At 69.8% G+C, this 19,459-nt stretch carries 16 protein-coding genes and 1 other RNA gene; 14 read left to right on the top strand and 3 right to left on the bottom strand.

The features are described from left to right. The first annotated feature begins 58 nt into the window (after nucleotides 1–58). Together RT282_RS10045 and RT282_RS10040 are read left to right on the top strand one after the other, a co-directional pair. Nucleotides 59–3,382 (top strand): UvrD-helicase domain-containing protein, encoded by a 3,324-nt coding sequence (locus RT282_RS10045; RefSeq protein ID WP_313313592.1) that lies wholly within the window; start codon nucleotides 59–61, stop codon nucleotides 3,380–3,382. A 10-nt stretch (nucleotides 3,383–3,392) separates the two neighbouring features. Then, entirely contained in the window at nucleotides 3,393–4,796 is a 1,404-nt protein-coding gene (locus RT282_RS10040; protein ID WP_313313589.1) for a TIGR03862 family flavoprotein, read from the top strand. On the opposite strand, the gene RT282_RS10035 is transcribed toward RT282_RS10040, so the two are convergent. Then, entirely contained in the window at nucleotides 4,778–5,410 is a 633-nt protein-coding gene (locus RT282_RS10035) for a hypothetical protein (protein ID WP_313313587.1), read from the bottom strand. The two genes, RT282_RS10040 and RT282_RS10035, sit on opposite strands and share 19 nt — an antisense overlap. Before the next feature lie 138 nt (nucleotides 5,411–5,548). Next, nucleotides 5,549–5,645: signal recognition particle sRNA small type (gene ffs / locus RT282_RS10030), an RNA gene on the bottom strand. A 64-nt stretch (nucleotides 5,646–5,709) separates the two neighbouring features. On the opposite strand from ffs, the gene dnaX reads away from it, so the two are divergent. From dnaX to RT282_RS09990, 8 genes are all read left to right on the top strand, one after another. Further along, complete coding sequence (dnaX, locus tag RT282_RS10025) at nucleotides 5,710–7,590, top strand: DNA polymerase III subunit gamma/tau (protein ID WP_313313584.1); 1,881 nt, start codon at nucleotides 5,710–5,712, stop codon at nucleotides 7,588–7,590. A gap of 89 nt (nucleotides 7,591–7,679) precedes the next feature. Beyond that, nucleotides 7,680–8,012, top strand: a complete 333-nt coding sequence (locus tag RT282_RS10020; RefSeq protein WP_312302883.1) for a YbaB/EbfC family nucleoid-associated protein — start codon at nucleotides 7,680–7,682, stop codon at nucleotides 8,010–8,012. 165 nt (nucleotides 8,013–8,177) lie between these two features. Next, complete coding sequence (gene recR / locus RT282_RS10015; protein WP_312302881.1) at nucleotides 8,178–8,768, top strand: recombination mediator RecR; 591 nt, start codon at nucleotides 8,178–8,180, stop codon at nucleotides 8,766–8,768. Nucleotides 8,769–8,881: 113 nt separating this feature from the next. Beyond that, nucleotides 8,882–10,951, top strand: a complete 2,070-nt coding sequence (locus RT282_RS10010; RefSeq protein WP_313313581.1) for an ATP-binding protein — start codon at nucleotides 8,882–8,884, stop codon at nucleotides 10,949–10,951. A gap of 171 nt (nucleotides 10,952–11,122) precedes the next feature. Continuing rightward, nucleotides 11,123–12,172, top strand: a complete 1,050-nt coding sequence (locus RT282_RS10005; protein ID WP_313313579.1) for a methionine ABC transporter ATP-binding protein — start codon at nucleotides 11,123–11,125, stop codon at nucleotides 12,170–12,172. Between the two features lie 16 nt (nucleotides 12,173–12,188). After that, nucleotides 12,189–12,854, top strand: a complete 666-nt coding sequence (locus RT282_RS10000; protein WP_312758981.1) for a methionine ABC transporter permease — start codon at nucleotides 12,189–12,191, stop codon at nucleotides 12,852–12,854. 120 nt (nucleotides 12,855–12,974) lie between these two features. Continuing rightward, the gene (locus RT282_RS09995) at nucleotides 12,975–14,081 is read left to right on the top strand and encodes a tetratricopeptide repeat protein (RefSeq protein WP_313313575.1); all 1,107 of its coding nucleotides are present in this window, start codon (nucleotides 12,975–12,977) and stop codon (nucleotides 14,079–14,081) included. 117 nt (nucleotides 14,082–14,198) lie between these two features. Then, nucleotides 14,199–14,753, top strand: coding sequence for an NAD(P)H-dependent oxidoreductase (locus RT282_RS09990; protein ID WP_313313573.1), 555 nt, complete (start codon nucleotides 14,199–14,201; stop codon nucleotides 14,751–14,753). A gap of 76 nt (nucleotides 14,754–14,829) precedes the next feature. Here the strand turns inward: RT282_RS09990 and RT282_RS09985 are convergent, their stop codons facing one another. Then, nucleotides 14,830–15,480 carry an FMN-dependent NADH-azoreductase gene (locus tag RT282_RS09985; RefSeq protein ID WP_313313570.1) on the bottom strand — a complete coding sequence of 217 codons (651 nt, stop codon included), beginning with the start codon at nucleotides 15,478–15,480 and terminating at the stop codon, nucleotides 14,830–14,832. A gap of 145 nt (nucleotides 15,481–15,625) precedes the next feature. On the opposite strand from RT282_RS09985, the gene RT282_RS09980 reads away from it, so the two are divergent. From RT282_RS09980 to cysW, 4 genes are all read left to right on the top strand, one after another. Next, nucleotides 15,626–16,570: a LysR family transcriptional regulator gene (locus RT282_RS09980; RefSeq protein WP_313313568.1), complete on the top strand. Its 945-nt coding sequence runs from the start codon at nucleotides 15,626–15,628 to the stop codon at nucleotides 16,568–16,570. Between the two features lie 85 nt (nucleotides 16,571–16,655). Then, nucleotides 16,656–17,666, top strand: a complete 1,011-nt coding sequence (locus RT282_RS09975) for a sulfate ABC transporter substrate-binding protein (protein WP_313313566.1) — start codon at nucleotides 16,656–16,658, stop codon at nucleotides 17,664–17,666. 7 nt (nucleotides 17,667–17,673) lie between these two features. Beyond that, nucleotides 17,674–18,549 (top strand): sulfate ABC transporter permease subunit CysT, encoded by an 876-nt coding sequence (cysT, locus tag RT282_RS09970; protein WP_313313564.1) that lies wholly within the window; start codon nucleotides 17,674–17,676, stop codon nucleotides 18,547–18,549. Then, the gene (gene cysW, locus RT282_RS09965; protein WP_313313562.1) at nucleotides 18,546–19,454 is read left to right on the top strand and encodes a sulfate ABC transporter permease subunit CysW; all 909 of its coding nucleotides are present in this window, start codon (nucleotides 18,546–18,548) and stop codon (nucleotides 19,452–19,454) included. Before cysT ends, cysW begins: the two co-directional genes overlap by 4 nt. The last annotated feature ends 5 nt before the right edge of the window (nucleotides 19,455–19,459 follow it).

The raw sequence follows: 19,459 nt of genomic DNA, 5'->3' as shown, positions 1-19,459 counted from the left end.
CCTGCGTCGCGCCAGTTGCGTGGGGCGTGGGTGCTGCATGGCGTACTGGACGAGAAAAATGACTGTGCAAGCCGCCTATGAATTGAACGGCCGCAGCGTCTCGCGCGAGGCGTTTTATGCGATTGCCTGTGACCCGCGGCGCAGCGTGGCGGTGGAGGCCTGCGCCGGCGCGGGCAAGACCTGGATGCTGGTGTCGCGCATGCTGCGGGCGCTGCTGGAGGGCGCCGCGCCGCACGAGATCCTGGCCATCACCTTCACCAAGAAGGCCGCGGGCGAGATGCGCGAGCGGCTGCAGCAGTGGCTGCAGGACTTCGCCGCGCGCCCGGCGGACGAATTGCCGGCAGAGCTGATTTCAAGGGGAATCGACCCGCAAGCCGCATGGAACAAGCGCGAGCAGCTACAAAAACTGTATCAGCATACGCTCGACGCAGGCCGCCCGCTGCAGATCCGCACTTTCCATAGCTGGTTCGCCGCGCTGCTGTCTACGGCACCGCTGTCGGTGCTGCAGCAGCAGGGCCTGCCCACGGGCTACGAGCTGCTGGAGGACGACGCCGATGCGGTGGCCGAGGTCTGGCGCCCCTTTCTGCGCGCCGTGGCGCAGGACGAGCAGCTGCGCGCCGACTACGGCGCCTGCGTGGCCGAACACGGTCGATCGCAGACGCACAAGGCGCTGGAGGCGGCGCTGGCCAAGCGCGTGGAATTCGCCCTGGCCGACGAGTCCGGCGTGGTCGATGCCTCGGTGCCGCACTGCGGCCAGCACTACCCGGAGCTGGCCGGGCTGGAGCAGCCCAGCCAGGCGCTGGACGGCGATGCGGCCCGCGCGCGCTGGCAGGCCTGGGCGCGCGATCTGGGCACGCAAAGCGGCAAGACCGCGCCCAAGGCGGCCGATGCCATCGTCACCGCCTTCGAGCTGCCGGATGCGCAGGCACGGCTGCAGGCCCTGCGCAAGGCACTGTTCGTCGCGGCGGAAGACCGGCTGACCAACCACCTGCAGAAGTTCGAAGCCGCGGCCGCGGCCGAGGCCGAGCTGCAGCGCCTGTGCGCCGCCCAGCGTCAGCACCAGGCCTGGCAGCACCAGCAGCGGATGGCGCGGCTGGCACGGCGGTTGATCGCCGAGTTCGCGCAGCTCAAGCGCGAACGCGGCTGGGTGGACATGAACGACGTGGAGCGCACGGCGCTGGTGTTGCTGTCCGACCCGGTGCTGTCCGGCTGGGTGCAGGAGCGCCTGGACGCGCGGGTGCGCCACCTGCTGATCGACGAATTCCAGGACACCAACCCGCTGCAGTGGCAGGCGCTGCAGGCCTGGCTGTCGGGCTATGCCGGCGCGGGCGGGGGCCAGCAGGCGCCCAGCGTGTTCATCGTGGGCGACCCCAAGCAGAGCATCTACCGTTTCCGCCGGGCCGAGCCGCAGGTCTTTCGCGCCGCGCAGGCCTTCGTGCAGGACGCCCTGGGCGGCGACCTGCTGGCCTGCGACCACACGCGGCGCAACGCCGCGGGCGTGATCGGCTGCGTCAACCGCGTCATGCAGGCTGCCCAGGCAGCGCGGCTGTACAGCGGCTACCGCGATCACACCACCGAATCAACGGAAGCTGGCAGCTTGCTGCAGCTACCGCCCATCCCGCGGCCTGCCCGGGCCGGTGGTGGGGACGCCGCCGCGCAGGAAGACGAACTCCTGCCCTGGCGCGACAGCCTGACCCAGGCCCGCCACGAGGCCGAGGAGACGCTGCGCATGCGCGAATGCGCCCAGGCCGCGCAATGGGTGGCGGCGCAGATCGCCGCCGGCACCCGGCCGCAGGACATCATGGTGCTAGCGCGCAAGCGCGACCGCTTGGGCACCATGCAGGACGCGTTGCGCGCCCTGCACATTCCCTGCGTGCAGCCGGAAAAAGCCCAGCTGGCCGACGCCCCCGAGGTGCAGGACGTGGTGGCGCTGCTGGACGCGCTGGTCTCCCCCGGCCATGACCTGGCCCTGGCGCGCGCGCTCAAGTCGCCGCTGTTCGGCCTGCCCGACGAAGCCCTGGTGCGCCTGGCCCTGCTGCGCCGCCAGCAGGCCGCGCAGGCCCCCGAAGAAGAGCCGTGCAGCTGGTTCGATCTGCTGCAAAAAAGTGAGCTACTGGCGCAGGACCTGCAAGGCGTAGGGGCCGATTTGGCTCTATACCAGCAATGGGTGGCCACGCTGCCGCCGCACGATGCGCTGCAGGCCATCTACCAGCACGCCGACGTGCTGGCGCGCTACGCCGCGGCGGCGCCGGCCACGCAGCGCGCCAGCGTGCTGGCCCACCTGCGCGCGCTGCTGTCTGCCGCGCTGGACGAGGGCGGCGGGCGCTATCTCACGCCCTACGCCTTCGTGCGCGCCATGAAGCGCGCCGGCCCGCGTGCCCCAGGCCGGGTCGACGGCGAGGCCGTGCGCCTGCTCACCATCCACGGCGCCAAGGGCCTGGAGGCCGACGCCGTGCTGCTGCTGGACACCGACGCCGGCGCCCAGCGCGCCGAGACCATGGGCGCGCTGGTGGACTGGCCGGGCGAGCACCCCGTGCCGCGCCACTTCGTTTTTCTGGCCAGCGAGAAAAACCCTCCGCCCAGCGTGCAGGACGTGCTGGCCGCCGAGCTGGCTGAGCGCCAGCGCGAGGAGATCAACAGCCTGTACGTGGCCGCCACCCGCGCCCGCCACACCCTGGCGCTGTCGTGTGTGCAGGCCAGGGCCGACGGCCACGCGCAGGACAGCTGGTGGAGCCGGCTGCTGCCCGACCTGCAGCCCGCCGTGCTGACCGATGCGCAGGGCGCTGCCGACGCACACGAGGGAGCTGCCATCGTGCTGCCTGTGCTGCCGGCCTATGTGGCGCCGGCGGCCGGCCCTGGCGCCGTGCCGGCGAGCACGCCGCTGTCGCGCCAAGGGGAGGCCATGCACCAGCTGCTGGAGCAGGCCGGTGGCCACGGCGCAGCCGCCGGCTGGGACGCGCAGCGTCTGGCCCGCCTGGCGCGGGACTTCGACATCACGCCGGACGCTGCCGCACGCGCCGCCGCCCTGGCGGGGGCCATCCTGCAGGGCGAGGGCGCGTGGGCCTGGGACGAGGCCTGCGTCGAGCAGGCCATGAACGAGGTGCCGCTGACCTGGCAGGGCCAGGGCCTGCGCCTGGACCGTCTGGTCTGCCTGCGCCAGCCCCGGGACGGCGCGCGCTGGTGGGTGCTGGACTACAAGAGCGCCGCGCAACCCGAAAGCCAGCAATCCCTGGTGGCCCAAATGCAGCGCTACCGCGAGGCGCTGGACGCGCTGCTGCCTGGCGAACCGGTGCGGGCGGCGTTTCTGACGGGCGATGGCCGGCTGGTGGCGCTGGATGCGCCTGGTGTGACGCGCGCGCCGCATCAGGCGGCGCTGTTTTGATGACTGAATGATGACTGACCAACTTTCAAACTCGCACCTGCCGGGCATGCCGCAGGACGAAACGCTGGTGTGCGACCTGGCCGTGATCGGCGCCGGCCCCGCCGGGCTGATGGCGGCCGAGGCGGCTGCCTCTGCGGGCGTGCGCCGCGTCCATGTGTTCGACGCCATGCCCTCGGTCGGACGCAAGTTCCTGCTGGCCGGCAAGGGCGGACTGAACCTCACGCACTCCGAGCCGGTCGCCCCTTTCCTGGCCCGCTACGGCGAGCGCGAGGCGGCGCTGGCGCCCCTGGTGCAGGCCTTCGGCCCGCAGCAGCTGCGCGACTGGGCGCTGGAGCTGGGGGTAGAGACCTTCGTGGGCACCTCCGGCCGGGTGTTTCCGACCGACATGAAGGCCGCGCCGCTGCTGCGTGCCTGGCTGCAGCGCCTGCGCGCGGCCGGTGTGCAGCTGCACATGCGTCAGCGCTGGCTGGGCTGGGCGCATGCGCCCCAGGTGGGCGAGCCGCAGTTGCTGCGCTTTGCCACGCCCGCTGGTCCGGCCATGGTGCGGGCGCGCGCCCTGGTGCTGGCCCTGGGCGGCGCCAGCTGGGCGCGGCTGGGCTCGGACGGTGCCTGGGTGCCGTTGCTGGAGAGCCAGGGTGTGGCCATCGCACCGCTGGCCCCGGCCAACTGTGGCTTCGACGTGCTGGGCGCGCGGGCGCCCGCGGGCGAGACGCGGCGCGATTTCTTGCGAGAGCTGCTGGGCCGCCAGGACGCGGCGCGGCCGGGCTGGTCGCCGTATTTCGCCGAGCGCTTCGCGGGCCAGCCGTTCAAGGCGGTGGCGCTGTCGTTCACCGACGGGCAGGGGCGGCACTTCCAGCGCCGCGGCGAGTTCGTCGCCACAGCCACCGGAGTGGAGGGGAGCCTGGTCTACGCCGTCTCCAGCCTGCTGCGCGACGAGATCGCGGCGCACGGCCATGCCACCTTCCACCTCGACCTGCTGCCCGACCATTCGCCCGAGCGGGTGCTGGCCGAAGTGCGCCACCCGCGGGGCGCGCGCAGCCTGAGCAGCCACCTCAAGGGCCGCCTGGGCCTGGGCGGCATCAAGATGGCCTTGCTGCACGAGGTGCTGGGCAAGGAGGGGGTGCAGGACGCCGCGCGGCTGGCCGAGGCCATCAAGGCCCTGCCCGTCACCGTGGGGGCACCCCGGCCGCTGGACGAGTGCATCAGCACCGCCGGCGGCGTGGGCTTCGAGCAGCTGGACGAGGCGCTGATGCTGCGCCCGCTGCCGGGCGTGTTCGTGGCCGGCGAGATGCTGGATTGGGAGGCGCCCACCGGCGGCTACCTGCTCACCGCCTGCTTTGCCACCGGCCTGGCGGCGGGGCAAGGCGCGGCGCGCTGGCTTGCAGCCGCGGCGGATCAGAACTTGGCGCGGTAATAGAGCATCGGCCCGCCGCGCTTGGCGCGCAGCAGCAGCTTGGCGTCGCCCTGCAGCTGCACGCCGATGGCGCCGAACTCCGGCACCAGGCCGCCGGTGCGCGAGGGCTTCCACTGCACTTCCAGCCGCGTGCCTACGCTGGCAGGCTCGCGCGACCAGATCATGCCCATGGCGTCATAGGCGGCGAACTGCTGCGGGGTGCGTGTCCAGGCCTGTACGTCTAGGTGGACCCGCTGCTCCAGCCGGCTGCGCCAGCGCACGCCCAGGTCATAGGCCAGGGGTGCAGCCCGGCTGCCGCTTCCGGGCAGGTTGGCGGATAGCACGCCCAGCGTCAGCCCTACGCTGGCGGGCTTGGACGGAGTGAGCCAACCCGTCACCTCGCCATAGTGGGAGGCTGGTTGGCGGCGAGGGTCGGCGGGCTCAGTAAATGCGGGCGCATCCTCGCTGCGCAGGGTGAAGGCGGGGGGTGGCAGCTCGTCCGGCTGCTGCATCAGCGCCTCGGCGCTGCCGGCCAGGCCTTCGGCGGCCCGAGTGGACATGCTGGCGCAGAGGCCCAAAACGATGATCGCCAGCACCGGGCTGGCAGGCAGCGGGAGGGTGGGGCGAGCAGTCATGGCGTTCACACGTTGAGTGGCCGATGGGCTGGCTCAAAGTATGGACGCACTCCCACACGCGGCGGGCGCTGGTTGGCGCGCCTGTCTGTCGGACAAAGCCCCGTGGGGCTGCTTGGGAGAATGAGGAGAGAAGAAAGAGGTGACGAGCCTTACCCCCGGCACTGGCTCCACGGTTAGGGCTGCTTGGTTCCCCACCTGACCCGGTTGGCCGCTTCCCCATGCGGGGAGGCCCGTCACCGCCGATTGTACCCGCGCCCGCAAGGCCGCAGCGTGGGACGGGACACATAGAATCGCACCCCATGTCGTATCTCGTGCTCGCTCGCAAATACCGTCCCAGGACCTTCTCGGAGATGGTGGGCCAGGAGCACGTGGTGCAGGCGCTGACCAACGCGCTGACCCAGCAGCGCCTGCACCACGCCTACCTGTTTACCGGCACGCGCGGCGTGGGCAAGACCACCGTCTCGCGCATCCTGGCCAAGTCGCTGAACTGCCAGGGGCCTGACGGCCAGGGTGGCATCACCGCCACGCCTTGCGGCGTGTGCCCGGCCTGCACGGCCATCGACGCCGGGCGCTTTCCCGACTACACCGAGCTGGACGCCGCCTCCAACCGTGGCGTGGACGAGGTCCAGGGCCTGCTGGAGCAGGCCGTCTACAAACCGGTGCAGGGCCGCTTCAAGGTCTTCATGATCGACGAAGTGCACATGCTCACGAACACGGCGTTCAACGCCATGCTCAAGACGCTGGAGGAGCCGCCGGAATACCTGAAGTTCGTGCTGGCCACGACCGATCCGCAGAAGGTGCCGGTCACCGTGCTCAGCCGCTGCCTGCAGTTCAACCTGCGGCCCATGGCGCCCGAGGTCGTGCTGGAGCACCTGGGCCACGTGCTGGGCACCGAGGGCATCGCCGCCGAGCCGCAGGCGCTGCGCCTGCTGTCGCGCGCCGCCCGCGGCTCCATGCGCGATGCGCTGTCGCTGACCGACCAGGCAATCGCCTTCGGCGGCGGGCAGCTGCAGGAGTCCACGGTGCGCCAGATGCTGGGCAGCGTGGACCGCAGCCACGTCTTCGCGCTGATCGACGCGCTCGCGCGCGCCGACGGCGGCGCCGTGCTGCAGACGTGCGAGGTGCTGCGCACGCACGGCCTGTCGGCTGCCTCCACGCTGGAGGAGATGAGCGCCGTGCTGCAGCGCATGGCGGTGCTGCAGGCCGTGCCGCAGATGGCCGAGCAGGCCGACCCCAGCGACCCGGACGCCGCCGAGATCGCCCGCCTGGCCGCCCTGCTGCCGGCCGACGAGACGCAGCTGCTCTACAGCATCTGCTTGCACGGCCGCGCCGAATTGGGCCTGGCGCCGGACGAGTACGCCGCGCTGACCATGGCGCTGCTGCGGCTGCTGGCCTTCAAACCCGCACCCGAGCCAGGGCAGCCAACGCCGCAGCCCGGCCCGGCTGAAAAAAAAACTCTGAGCCCCGCGCTGGCTGAGCCGGCTACCGGCGTGGTGCCGGCACCGGCACGGCCGGCGGTGTCTGTGCAGATGCCGTCCGCTCCTGCACCTGCCGCCCCGGCACCGGCGGCCGAGCCGCCCCAGGCACCGCCGCCCGCCGACCCGCATCCGGCCGTGCGCCTGCCCGTACGGGCGCCCGAAGAAATTGCACAAAAAAGGCCCCCAGCGCCCGCCAGTGTTGCGCAAGCAGCTACTGAAACCGTAGCAGTGCCGGTGCGTGCCGCCCCCGAGCCGGGCGCGCGCACGCAGCCCCTGCGCGGCGCGGGCGGCCTGCCGGCATCCGAGCCGCTGGTGCGCACCGAGGAGGGCGACGTCTGGCACGCCACCGTGCAGCGCCTGGTCGATGAGGGTGCCATCACCGCGCTGCCGCGCGAGCTGGCGCTGCAGTCGCAACTGATCGCCCGCGACGGCGACCACTGGCTGCTGCGTATCGAGCGCGAATCGCTGAACCAGGGCGCGGCGCACGAGCGCCTGCGCGCCGCGCTGGAGGCTGCCGGCTGCGCCAGCCAGATCAGCGTGGAGGTGGGCCGCATCAGCGACAGCCCGGCGCGGCGCAACGCCCACGCCGCCACCGAGCGCCAGCGGCGCGCCGAGGCCATCGTCCACGCCGACCCCTACGTGCAGGAGCTAGTGCGCGAGTTCGGGGCCAAAATCGTGCCGGGCAGCATCCGGCCTGCATAGCGCAGCGCAACGCCCTGCGGGGCGCGCCAGTCTTCAGCTTTTCCCTCCAGTGGGAAACCGTTCAACCAAGAAAGCAAAGGAAAACCACCATGTTCAACAAGGGACAGCTCGCCGGCCTGATGAAGCAGGCCCAGGCCATGCAGGACAACCTCAAGAAGGCACAGGATGAGCTGGGCAACATCGAGGTCGAAGGCGAGGCCGGCGCCGGCCTGGTCAAGGTGCTGATGACCTGCAAGCACGACGTCAAGCGCGTGACCATCGACCCCAGCCTGCTGGCCGAGGACAAGGACATGCTGGAAGACCTGGTGGCCGCCGCCTTCAACGCCGCCGTGCGCCGCGCCGAGGAGACCTCGCAGGAGAAGATGGGCAAGATCACCGCCGGCATGCCGGGGCTGCCGCCGGGCATGAAATTCCCGTTCTAAGGACAACCCCCTGAGGCCCTTCGGGCCTTCCCCCTTCTCTGGCGCGCTGCGCGCTGGGAAGGGGGACGACGCCACTGGACCGGCGGAGCCGGATCCACGGCGTCTGCTGGCTTGGGGCGCGCCGGTTTTGCGCGTGGCTTTGCATAACGTACCGGGTTTGAAACCATGTCTGACACCAGTTCGCTTGATGCGCTGATCCAGGCCCTGCGGCGGCTGCCTGGGGTGGGGCAGAAGTCGGCGCAGCGCATGGCCTTCCATCTGCTGCAGCACGACCGGGCCGGGGCGCAGGTGCTGTCGCAGGCGCTGGCGCAGGCGGCGGGAAACGTGCGCCACTGCGCGCGCTGCCACACTTTTACCGAGGCGGCAGTCTGCGAGGTCTGCCAGGACCCGGGGCGCGATGCCTCCCGGCTGCTGGTGGTGGAGACGCCTGCCGACCAGGCGGCCATGGAGCGCACCGGCGCCTTTAAGGGGTTGTACTTCGTGCTCATGGGCCGGCTGTCGCCGCTGGACGGCGTGGGCCCGCGCGACATCGGCGTGCAGCAGCTGCTGGAGCGCGCGGGCGACGGCGTGGTGCAGGAGGTCATCCTGGCCACCAGCTTCACCGCCGAGGGCGAGGCCACGGCCCATGCCCTCGGCGAGGCGCTCAAGCGCCGCGGCGTCAGCGTCACGCGCCTGGCGCGCGGCGTGCCCGTGGGCAGCGAGCTGGAATACGTGGACCTGGGCACCATCGCCCACGCGCTGGCCGACCGGCGCTAAGGCAGGGAGCGCTGCCCAGGTGTAGCGGGCAGGCCGCAGGCTTGCATGCGCGGCAATCGTCGCTAGACTCTTTTGTATACACGCCGGCGCCGTTTGCCGCGCGTACAAGCTCCATGCCCGACACATTGCCCCAACCGTCCGAGTTTCCCCACGCCCCGGGGATGATGAGCGCCAAGGTGCGCGCGTTCGACTGGGCCTCGCACCCGCTGGGCCCCATCGACGGCTGGCCGCTGGCGTTGCGGGTGGTGCTGGACTTCATGCTGTCCTCGCACTTCCCCAAGTTCCTGGTCTGGGGCGAGCACCAGACCATGTTCTACAACGACGCCTACGGCCCCATCCTGGGGAACAAGCCGGAGGCGCTGGGGCGGCCCATGCCCGAGGTCTGGCACGAGACCTGGCCCGTGGTGGGCGGCATCGCCGCGCGGGCCATGGCGGGCGAGGCCACCTTCATGCAGGACATGCCGCTCACCGTGACCCGGCACGGCTACAGCGAGCTGGCCTACTTCACCTTCTGCTTCAGCCCGGTGCGGGACGAGCGCGGCGTGGTGGGCGGCTGGGCCGCCACCGTCATGGAGACCACGCAGATCAACCACGCCCAGGAGCAGCTGCGCGCCGAGGCCAATTCGCTGGAGCAGGAGGTTGCCCTGCGCACCGCCGACCGCGATCGCCTGTGGGCGCTGTCGGACGCGCTGATGATCGTTTCGCGCTTCGACGGCGTCATAGTCGCCGCCAACCCCGGCTGGACGCAGGCCCTGGGCTGGAGCGAGCTGGAGACCGTGGGCCGGCACGTGCGCGCCTTTGTGTTTGACGGCGACACCACGGCGCTGGACGCCGAGGGCAATCTGCTGCGCTCCGAGGCCTACCGCCGGCAGGTGCACATGCGCTTTTTGCGCCGCGACGGGCAGGTGCGTCACATCGCCTGGTCGGTGGTGGCGGCCAACGGCTTCCTGCACGCCGTGGGGCGCGACGAAACCGAGGAGATCCAGCGCAGCGAGCAGCTCAGCGAGGCCCAGGAGCGCCTGCGCCAGGGCCAGAAGATGGAGGCTATCGGCCAGCTGACGGGCGGCATCGCACACGACTTTAACAACATGCTGCAGGGCATCGTGCTGCCGCTGCAGCTGATGCAGCGGCGGCTGGAGCAGGGCCGCGCTGAGGAGGCACAGCGCTACATCGACGCGGCGCTGGCCTCCGCCCGGCGCGCCGCCTCGCTCACGCAGCGACTACTGGCGTTCTCGCGGCGCCAGCCGCTGGACGTGCGCCCCACCGATGTGGCCGCCATGCTGCAAGGGCTCGAATCCATGCTGCGCAGCAGCTGCAGCGAGAACGTCACCCTGACGATCGATGCGCAGCCCGAGGGGCTGTGGAACGTGCGCACCGACTTGCACCAGCTGGAGAGCGCGGTGCTCAACCTGGCCATCAACGCGCGCGACGCCATGCCCGGCGGCGGCACGCTGCGCCTGGCCGTGTGCAACCAGACCGTGGGCGACGGCCGTGACATGGCCCGGGGCCGCAGCGGCATGGCCGCGGGCGACTATGTGCGCGTGAGCGTGACCGACACCGGCACCGGCATGACGGCCGACGTCATCGAGCGCGCCTTCGACCCGTTCTTCACCACCAAACCCATCGGTCTGGGCACGGGCCTGGGCCTGTCCATGATCTACGGCTACATGCGCCAGACCGGCGGGGCGGTGGAGATCGAAAGCCGCGAGGGGGGCGGCACCACCGTGCACCTGTACCTGCCGCGCAGCGAACAGGAGGCCGATGAGGAGCCGCACCCGGCACTCAGCACCCAGCCGCAGGCGCGCCGGCGCGACTCGGTGCTGGTGGTGGAGGACGACGCTACGGTGCGCTCGCTGGTGGTGGAGCTGCTGCACGACATGGGCTTTCAGGTCATGCAGGCGGCCACCGGCGCCGAAGCCATGGCCCTGCTGTCCGGCGTGCTGCAGTACGACCTCCTGATCACCGACGTGGGTCTGCCCGGACCCAACGGCCGCCAGGTGGCCGATTTCGCCCGCGAGCGGCTGCCGGCCATCCGCGTACTGCTGATGACCGGCTACGCCGAGCGCGCCGCCATGGGCGACGATTTGGTGGGCACGGCCATGGAGCTGATCGTCAAGCCCTTCGACGCGCCGGCCTTCGTGCACAAGGTGCAGCAGATCATGCACCAGGAAGGTTCGACGTAAAATAGGCTTCCTAGCGCCGCCAGTACGGCGCTGGCAGCTACGCTTTTAATAGCGCGCCGGCCGTAGTGCGCGGTCCGCATCGGGCGCTGTCCCATCATTTTTACCCCGCCACGCCGCGTGTCCGCAGGCCGCCTGCGGCGCGGCGCTTTTTCGCTTCCTGCACTTTTGTTCATGATCGACCTTCGGGGTATCACCCAGATCTACCAGGGCCCCAGCGGCCCCGTCGAGGCCCTGCGCGGCATCGACCTGCACATCACGCCGGGCGAGGTGTTCGGCATCATCGGGCGCAGCGGCGCCGGCAAAAGTTCGCTGGTGCGCGTGATCAACCTGCTCAACCGGCCCAGCAGCGGCCAGGTGCTGGTGGCGGGGCGCGACATGACGCAGCTGTCCGACAGCCAGCTGCGCGCCGCGCGGCGCGAGATCGGCATGGTGTTCCAGCACTTCAACCTGCTGTCCTCGCGCACCGTGTACGGCAACGCGGCGCTGCCGCTGGAGCTGGCCGGGCTGTCGGCAGCCGAGATCCGCGAGCGCGTCGGGCCGCTGCTGGAGCTGGTCGGCCTGTCGCACCTGGCCGACCGCTACCCGGCGCAGATCTCCGGCGGGCAAAAGCAGCGGGTGGGCATCGCCCGGGCGCTGGCCAGCCGGCCGAAGGTGCTGCTGTCCGACGAGGCCACCAGCGCGCTGGACCCGGAGACCACGCGCTCCATTCTGGACTTGCTGCGCCAGGTCAACCGCGACCTGGGCGTGACGGTGGTGCTGATCACGCACCAGATGCAGGTCATCAAGCAGATCGCCGACCGTGTGGCGGTGATCGACGCCGGCCGCATCGCCGAGATGGGCAGCGTCATTGACGTCTTCACCCGCCCGCGCGAGTCCATCACCAAGAGCCTGATCGACGAGATCGTGCCGCAGGAGCTGCCCGCCAGCGTGCTGGCACGCGTGCGCCAGTTGGCGGCGCGGCTGGCGCCGGGCCATAGCGGCCAGCTGCTGCGCCTGTCATACGCCGGCGAGCAGGCCTACGAGCCCATCCTGTCGCACCTGATCCGCGAGCTGGGGCTGGACCTGTCCATCCTGCACGGGCAGATCGACGAGATCCAGCAGCAGACCTTCGGCTCGCTGGCGCTGTATGCCAGCGGCCCCATGGCGCGCATCGGCGCCGCCATCGATTACCTGCGCGGACACGGCGTGGCCGTGCGCACGGTGGACGTGAACCACGACTGAGGCGAGGGCGAGAGACGTGTTCGAGAATTTTTCGGAAATGATGCTGGAGCTGTTTGCCACCTCGCTGTGGGAGACGGTGGTCATGGTCGGCGTGTCCGGCGTGCTGGGCGGGCTGATCGGCATTCCGCTGGGGGTGTTTTTGCGGCTGACGGACACCGGCGGCATCCTGCAAAACGGCTGGTCCAACCGGCTGGTGGGCGGCATCGTCAACGCCGTGCGCTCCACCCCCTTCATCATCTTGCTGGTGGCCATCATCCCGTTCACGCGGCTGGTGACGGGCTCGTCCATCGGCACCTGGGCCGCCGTGGTGCCGCTGACGCTGGCGTCCGCGCCCTTCGTCGCGCGCCTGGTCGAGACGGCGCTGCGCGAGGTGGACAACGGCCTGGTGGAGGCCGCGCAGTCCATGGGCGCCACCACTGGCCAGATCGTCTGGAAGGTGCTGCTGCCCGAGGCGCTGCCCGGCATCGTGGCCGGCCTGACCATCAGCTTCGTCAGCCTCACCGGCTACTCGGCCATGGCCGGCGCCGTGGGTGGCGGCGGGCTGGGCGACCTGGGGATCCGCTACGGCTACCAGCGCTTTCTGCCGGACGTGATGCTGGCCGTGGTGGTCATCCTCATCGTCTTCGTGCAGGCCATCCAGAGCCTGGGTGACTGGGCCGTGCGCCGGCTGTCGCATCGCTGACAGTTTGCTCTTGTTTCAATAGCTGCCAGCGCTTGTCTGGCAGGCGTTAGAGGTCGATTTGGCTCTGAAAACGGGCCTGCCGCATACTCGGGGCAGAACCACACAACGGAGACTTCCGCCATGATCGACACGCCCCGCCTTTTTGCCCCGCTGGACGACGCCCTGCTGCAGCGTGCGCTACCGCTGCTGGACGACGAATGGCTGCAGCGCGACGCCGACCTGGCGCCCGTGCTGCCCATCGTGCTGGCCCGCGGCGTGGGGCAGGATTGGCACAAGGCCGGCACCTTCCGCCACCACCTGGTGGGCGTGGCCCGCTCGCTGGCCCTGTGGCAGCAGCCGCGCGACGTGCGCCTGCTGGGCCTGCTGCACAGCGTCTACGGCAATGCCTTCGTGGACCTGGTGAAGTTCGACGCCGCCAGCGAACGCCAGCGCCTGCAGGGCCTAGTCGGCGAAGAAGCCGAGCATCTGGTGCACCTGTTTTGCACCATGAGCCGGGCGCAGTTCGTGCAGAAGGTGCTGGCCGGCGAGGTGCAGGACGATGGCTCGCTGCAGGTGGAGCTCAATGGTGCCGCTCCGCGCCAGAGCGTGCGCCTGAGCGCCTACGAAGTGGCGGCATTCACCATCGTCAGCATGGCCGACACCATCGAGCAATGGTTCAGCTGGCAGGACGAGATCTACTCGCGCTTCCCCGGCACCGACACCTCGCGCCGCCAGGCCGTGCACTGGGGCGCGTCGCTGTGGCCCGGCCCGATGCGGCCCACGGCCCGCATGGTCAGCCAGGTGGCGGCGCTGGGCCGCGCGCTGCACCACCCGGCGCTGGCCGGGCAGCTGCCGCTGCCGCCAGTGTTCGCCGGCTGCCGCGAGGCCCTGGCACCCCGGGATGAGGCGGCGGCCTGCGCGCTGTACTGGTCGGTGGTGCAGCTGGCCCAGCCGCTGGTGGACCTGGACGCCGCCACCGCCACGCTGGAGCAGGCCGTGCAGCTCAACCCCTGGGTGGGCGAGCCGCAGATGGTGCTGGCGCAGCTGTACCTGTCCGCCGGCCGGGGCGAGGACGCCGAGTGCGCCGCGAATGGGGCGCTGCAGCAGTTCTGCACCTGGGGCAATTCGTGGGACAAGCGCGTGCAGTGGGACGCTTGGGTGGCCTGGACGCGCATCCTGGCGCAGTCGGCGGCCCAGGGCAGTTGGCCCGAGCGGCTGGACAAGCTGAACAACCTGGCGCTGCGCTGACGGCTGACAGACACACGGGACGTGCGGGCGCTGATGCGCCGGCGCGCCAGGCCGATGATGGGCGGGTTGTTTTCTCACCCCCAGCCGCGCTCAGCCAGGAGCGCAGAAAGGCCCACCGTGGATACATACCGCATCGCCGTCGTCGTCGGCAGCCTGCGCAAGGATTCGCTCAACCGCCAGCTCGCCCGCGCCCTGGAGCGCATGGCGCCGCAGGACTTCCGCTTGACGCAGGTGCGCATCGACGACCTGCCCCTGTACAACCAGGACGACGAGGCGCAGCCGGCCGACGCCGTGCGCCGGCTCAAGACCGAGATCGCGAGTGCCCAGGGCGTGCTGTTCGTCACGCCGGAATACAACCGCTCGGTGCCCGGCGTGCTCAAGAACGCCATTGACCATGCCTCGCGCCCCTACGGCCAGAGCGTGTGGGCCGGCAAGCCGGCCGGGGTGATCGGCGTGTCCACCGGCGCGCCCGGCACCTGCATGGCGCAGCAGCACCTGCGCAACGTGCTGGCCTATCTGGACATGCCCACCCTGGGCCAGCCCGAAGCGTTTCTGCAGGCCCGCGACGGGCTGTTCACCGAGGACGGACGGATTGGCGAGGCCAGCCGCCTGTTCGTGCAGGGCTGGCTGGACAAGTACGTGGCCTGGGTGCGGCGCTTCGCCCAGCTGTGAAAGCTATCAAAAAAATGGCTGTCCGCGCTTGACTGGCGGGCGATTGCGCCGTTTTTTGTGCTGAGACCCTGGGGTTTCAAGCCACCTGCGCCAGGCGCTCCTGGTTGGCAGCGGTGGGCCGCACATGGGTGGCGATGTCGCCGGCAGCGGCGGCCAGGGCCTTGGTGCGGGCCTCCGGGCCCATGCCCACCCCTTCGGCACGCACGAAGCGCACGTCCGTCACCCCGAAGAAGCCCATGATGGTCTGCAGGTAGCTCTCCTGGTGCTCCAGGGCGCGGCCCTGCTCGCTGGTGGAGTACACGCCGCCGCGGCTGGAGGCCACGATGACCGTCTTGCCCTTTGCCAGGCCTTCGGGGCCGCTGGCGGTATAGCGGAAGGTGCGGCCGGGCTGGGCGATGCGGTCGATCCAGGCCTTGAGCTGCGTGGGGATGGTGAAGTTGTACAGCGGCGCGCCGATGACCACCACGTCCGCCGCCAGGAACTGGCGTACCAGGCGCTCGGACACGGCGTTCTCGCGCAGCTGGGCCTCGCTCAGCCCCTCCGTCTGGCCGGTGCGGGGCGCCAGCGAATCCATGGTGAAGTGCGCGGGGGCGTCGGCCGCCAGGTCCAGGTGCTCGACCTGGGTGCCGGGGTGGCTGGCCACCCAGGCGCGCACGATGTCGGCGCTGAGCTGGCGGGAAACGGATTGGTCGCCGGTGATGGCCGAGTCGATGTGCAGCAGTCTCATGGGATGTCCTTTTTCGTCACTGTTTGTATGGGTAAACCCGCAATAGGGCGGATGTATAGATTGTGTCTTTGGAACTAAATCTTGATAACCCCTATAAAGCGCGATAGATTGTCCTGACATTGGAACAACCAGTCGGAGGCGCACGGTGCAGGACCTGAACGACATGCTGTACTTCGCCGAGGTCGCCGAGCGTGGCGGCTTCGCTGCGGCCGGGCGGGCGCTGGGCATTCCCAAGTCACGCCTGTCGCGCAGGGTGGCCGAGCTGGAGGCGCGCCTGGGCGTGCGCCTGCTGCAGCGCACCACGCGCAGCCTGTCGCTGACCGAGGTGGGCCAGGCCTACCTGCGCCACTGCCTGGCGCTGCGCGAGGCGGCCCAGGCTGCACAGGACACGGTGGATCAGGTACACAGCGAGCCCTGCGGAACCGTGCGCGTGACCTGCCCGGTGACGCTGGCGCAGTCGGTGCTGGGCGAATTGATGCCGCAGTTCCTGGAGCGCCACCCGGCCGTGCGGGTGGAGATGCAGGTCAGCAACCGCGTGGTCAACGTGGTGGAGGAGGGCGTGGACGTGGCCCTGCGCGTGCGCAGCTCGGTGGACGACAGCGCCAGCATGGTGGTCAAGCGCCTGGGCGAAGGCCGTCAGTTCCTGGTGGCCAGCCCGGCGCAGCTGGCGCGCCAGGGCTTGCCTGCCACGCTGGAAGACCTGCGGCGCATGGACACCCTGGCCATGTCCGCCGCGGAAGGCCGCGCCAGCCTGGACTTGCGCGGGCCCGGCGGACGCCAGGAGACGGTGCAATTCGCCCCCCGGTATGTGGCCGACGACCTGGTGACGTTGCGCCTTGCCGCCCTGGCAGGCACGGGACTGTGCTGGCTGCCCGACTACATGTGCATGCCCGATATCCAGGCCGGCCGGCTGGTGCAGCTGCTGCCCGAGTGGGCGCCGGCGCGCGGCATCGTGCATGCCGTGTTCGCTTCTCGCCGCGGTCTGGCGCCAGCCGTACGCAGCTTTCTCGACTTCCTCGGGGAGGTGCTGCCGCCGCGTGTGAGCCTGGAGGACGTCTCCGCGACGGTCCCTTATTCAAGAATTGGATAAATTTAAAATAATATATTCTTTTGAGTTCTAAGAAGGCGGCCGCACAATGTCTGGAGCTTTTTCTTACAGCCCAGGATTTGTACCGATGACCTCGAAGAAGACCGTCCTCAAGACCCTCATTGCCTCGGTGGCCCTGGCCGCCAGCGGCCTGGCTGCGGCGCAGGCCAACTCGCTGCTGAACGTGAGCTACGACGTGGCGCGCGAGTTCTACAAGGACTACAACCAGGCCTTCATCGCCCACTACAAGAAGACCAAGGGCGTGGATGTGCGCGTGGATCAGTCGCACGCCGGCTCCAGCGCCCAGGCGCGTGCCGTGAACGACGGCCTGGCGGCCGACGTGGTCACCTTCAACACCACGACCGACGTGCAGTTCCTGGCCGACAACGGGGTGGTGGCCAAGGACTGGGCCAAAAAGTTTCCGCACGACGCCTCGCCCACCACTTCCACCATGCTGTTCCTGGTGCGCCACGGCAACCCTAAGAACATCAAGGACTGGGACGACCTGGTCCGCCCGGACGTGAAAGTCATCGTGGTCAATCCCAAGACCGGTGGCAACGGCCGCTACGCCTACCTGGGCGCCTGGGGCAGCGTGCGCGAGAAGGGCGGCACCGACGCGCAGGCGGCGGAGTTCGTCGGCAAGCTGTACAAGAACGTGCCGGTGCTGGCCAAGGGCGGGCGCGACGCGACGGCCACCTTCCTGCAGCGCAACATCGGCGACGTGCTGATCACGTTCGAGTCGGAAGTCGTATCGGTTGAGCGCGAGTTCGGCAAGGGCAAGGTCGATGCCGTGTACCCGTCCACCAGCGTCACCGCCGAGAACCCGGTGGCCGTGGTCGAGCGCACCGTGGCCAAGAAGGGCACGGGCGAACTGGCCAAGGCCTACCTGGATTACCTGTACTCCGACGAAGCGCAGGAAATCGCCGCCAAGCACGCCATCCGCCCGCGTTCGGAGGCCGTGCTCAAGCGCCACGCCGACCTGTTCAAGCCCATCCAGCAGTTCACGGTGGCCAAGTACTTCGGCAGCCTGACCGAGGCGCAGAAGGTGCACTTCAACGACGGCGGCCAGTTCGACAAGCTCTACCAGCCGGGCAAGTAAGCCAGCCATGACGACGCTGACGCTGGGCACGGCCCAGCCTGACGCACCGCGCCGGCGCAAAGGCCGGCGGGTGCTGCCCGGCTTCGGCCTGACGCTGGGCTACACGCTGTTCTATCTGAGCATCATCGTGCTCATCCCGCTGCTGGCGCTGGTGCTCAAGAGCTTCTCGCTCACCTGGCCCCAGTTCTGGGAGGCCGTGGCCGCGCCGCGCGTGCTGGCCTCGTACCGCCTCACCTTCGGTGCCTCCTTCATCGCCGCCTGCGTGAACCTGGTCTTCGGCCTGCTGATCGCCTGGGTGTTGGTGCGCTACCAGTTCCCGGGCAAGAAGATCGTCGACGCGCTGGTGGACCTGCCATTCGCACTGCCCACGGCCGTGGCTGGCATCTCGCTCACGGCGCTGCTGGCCGGCAACGGCTGGATCGGCCAGTACCTGGAGCCGCTGGGCATCCAGCTGGCCTTCAACCCCAACGGCGTGGTCATCGCGCTGATCTTCATCGGCCTGCCCTTCGTGGTGCGCACGGTGCAGCCGGTGCTCGAGGACACCGAAAAGGAACTGGAAGAAGCCGCCACCAGCCTGGGCGCCACGCGCTGGCAGATCTTCCGGCACGTCATCTTCCCGGCCATCCTGCCGGCGCTGCTCACGGGTTTCGCCATGGCGTTCGCACGGGCGATCGGCGAATACGGCTCGGTCATCTTCATCGCCGGCAACATGCCCATGGTCTCGGAGATCACGCCCCTCATCATCATCGGCAAGCTGGAGCAGTACGACTATGCCGGCGCCACGGCCGTGGCCGTGGTCATGCTGGTCATCTCGTTTGCCATGCTGCTGGTCATCAACGCGCTGCAGGCCTGGCAGCGCAAGCGCGCGGGGATGCCGGCATGAGCGGCGGCACTTCTCCCACCACGCGCCGCGCCCGGGCCGGCACCACTGAGGCACCTTGGGTGCGCCGCGTCCTGATCGGCGTTGCGCTGGTCTTCTTGCTGCTGTTTCTGGTACTGCCGCTGGCTGCCGTGTTCACCGAGGCGCTGCGCAAGGGGCTGGATGCCTACCTGGCCGGCCTGCGCGAGCCCGATGCCTGGTCCGCCATTCGACTGACGCTGATCACCGCCGCCATCTCCGTGCCGTTGAACCTGGTGTTCGGCGTGGCGGCTGCCTGGTGCATCGCCAAGTTCGAGTTCAAGGGCAAGGCGTTCCTGACCACGCTGATCGACCTGCCGTTTTCCATCTCACCGGTGGTCGCCGGCCTGATGTACGTGCTGGTGTTCGGCGCCAACGGCTGGCTCGGTCCGTGGCTGGCGGCGCACGACATCAAGATCATCTTCGCCGTGCCGGGCATCGTGCTGGCCACCGTGTTCGTCACCTTCCCCTTCATTGCGCGCGAGCTGATTCCGCTGATGCAGGCCCAGGGCAACGACGAGGAGCAGGCCGCCGTGGTGCTGGGCGCCAATGGCTGGCAGACCTTCTGGCACGTGACGCTGCCCAACATCAAGTGGGGCCTGCTGTACGGCGTGATCCTGTGCAACGCGCGCGCCATGGGCGAGTTCGGCGCGGTGTCGGTGGTCTCGGGCCACATCCGCGGGCAGACCAACACCATCCCGCTGCACGTGGAGATCCTCTACAACGAGTACCAGTCGGTCGCGGCGTTCGCCGCCGCCTCGCTGCTGGCCCTGCTGGCGCTGGTCACGCTGGTCATCAAGACGGTGGCCGAGTGGATGAGCGAGCGGGAACGCAAGGCCGCTGCCGCCTTGCCTCCGGAGCGGCCTCAACCCGCGCCAGCATTGCGCTGAAAGCT

This window comes from Pulveribacter sp. (genome assembly GCF_032079985.1).
In the GTDB taxonomy this organism is placed as follows: domain Bacteria; phylum Pseudomonadota; class Gammaproteobacteria; order Burkholderiales; family Burkholderiaceae_C; genus Melaminivora.
This window is presented reverse-complemented; position numbering and strand designations above follow the sequence as displayed.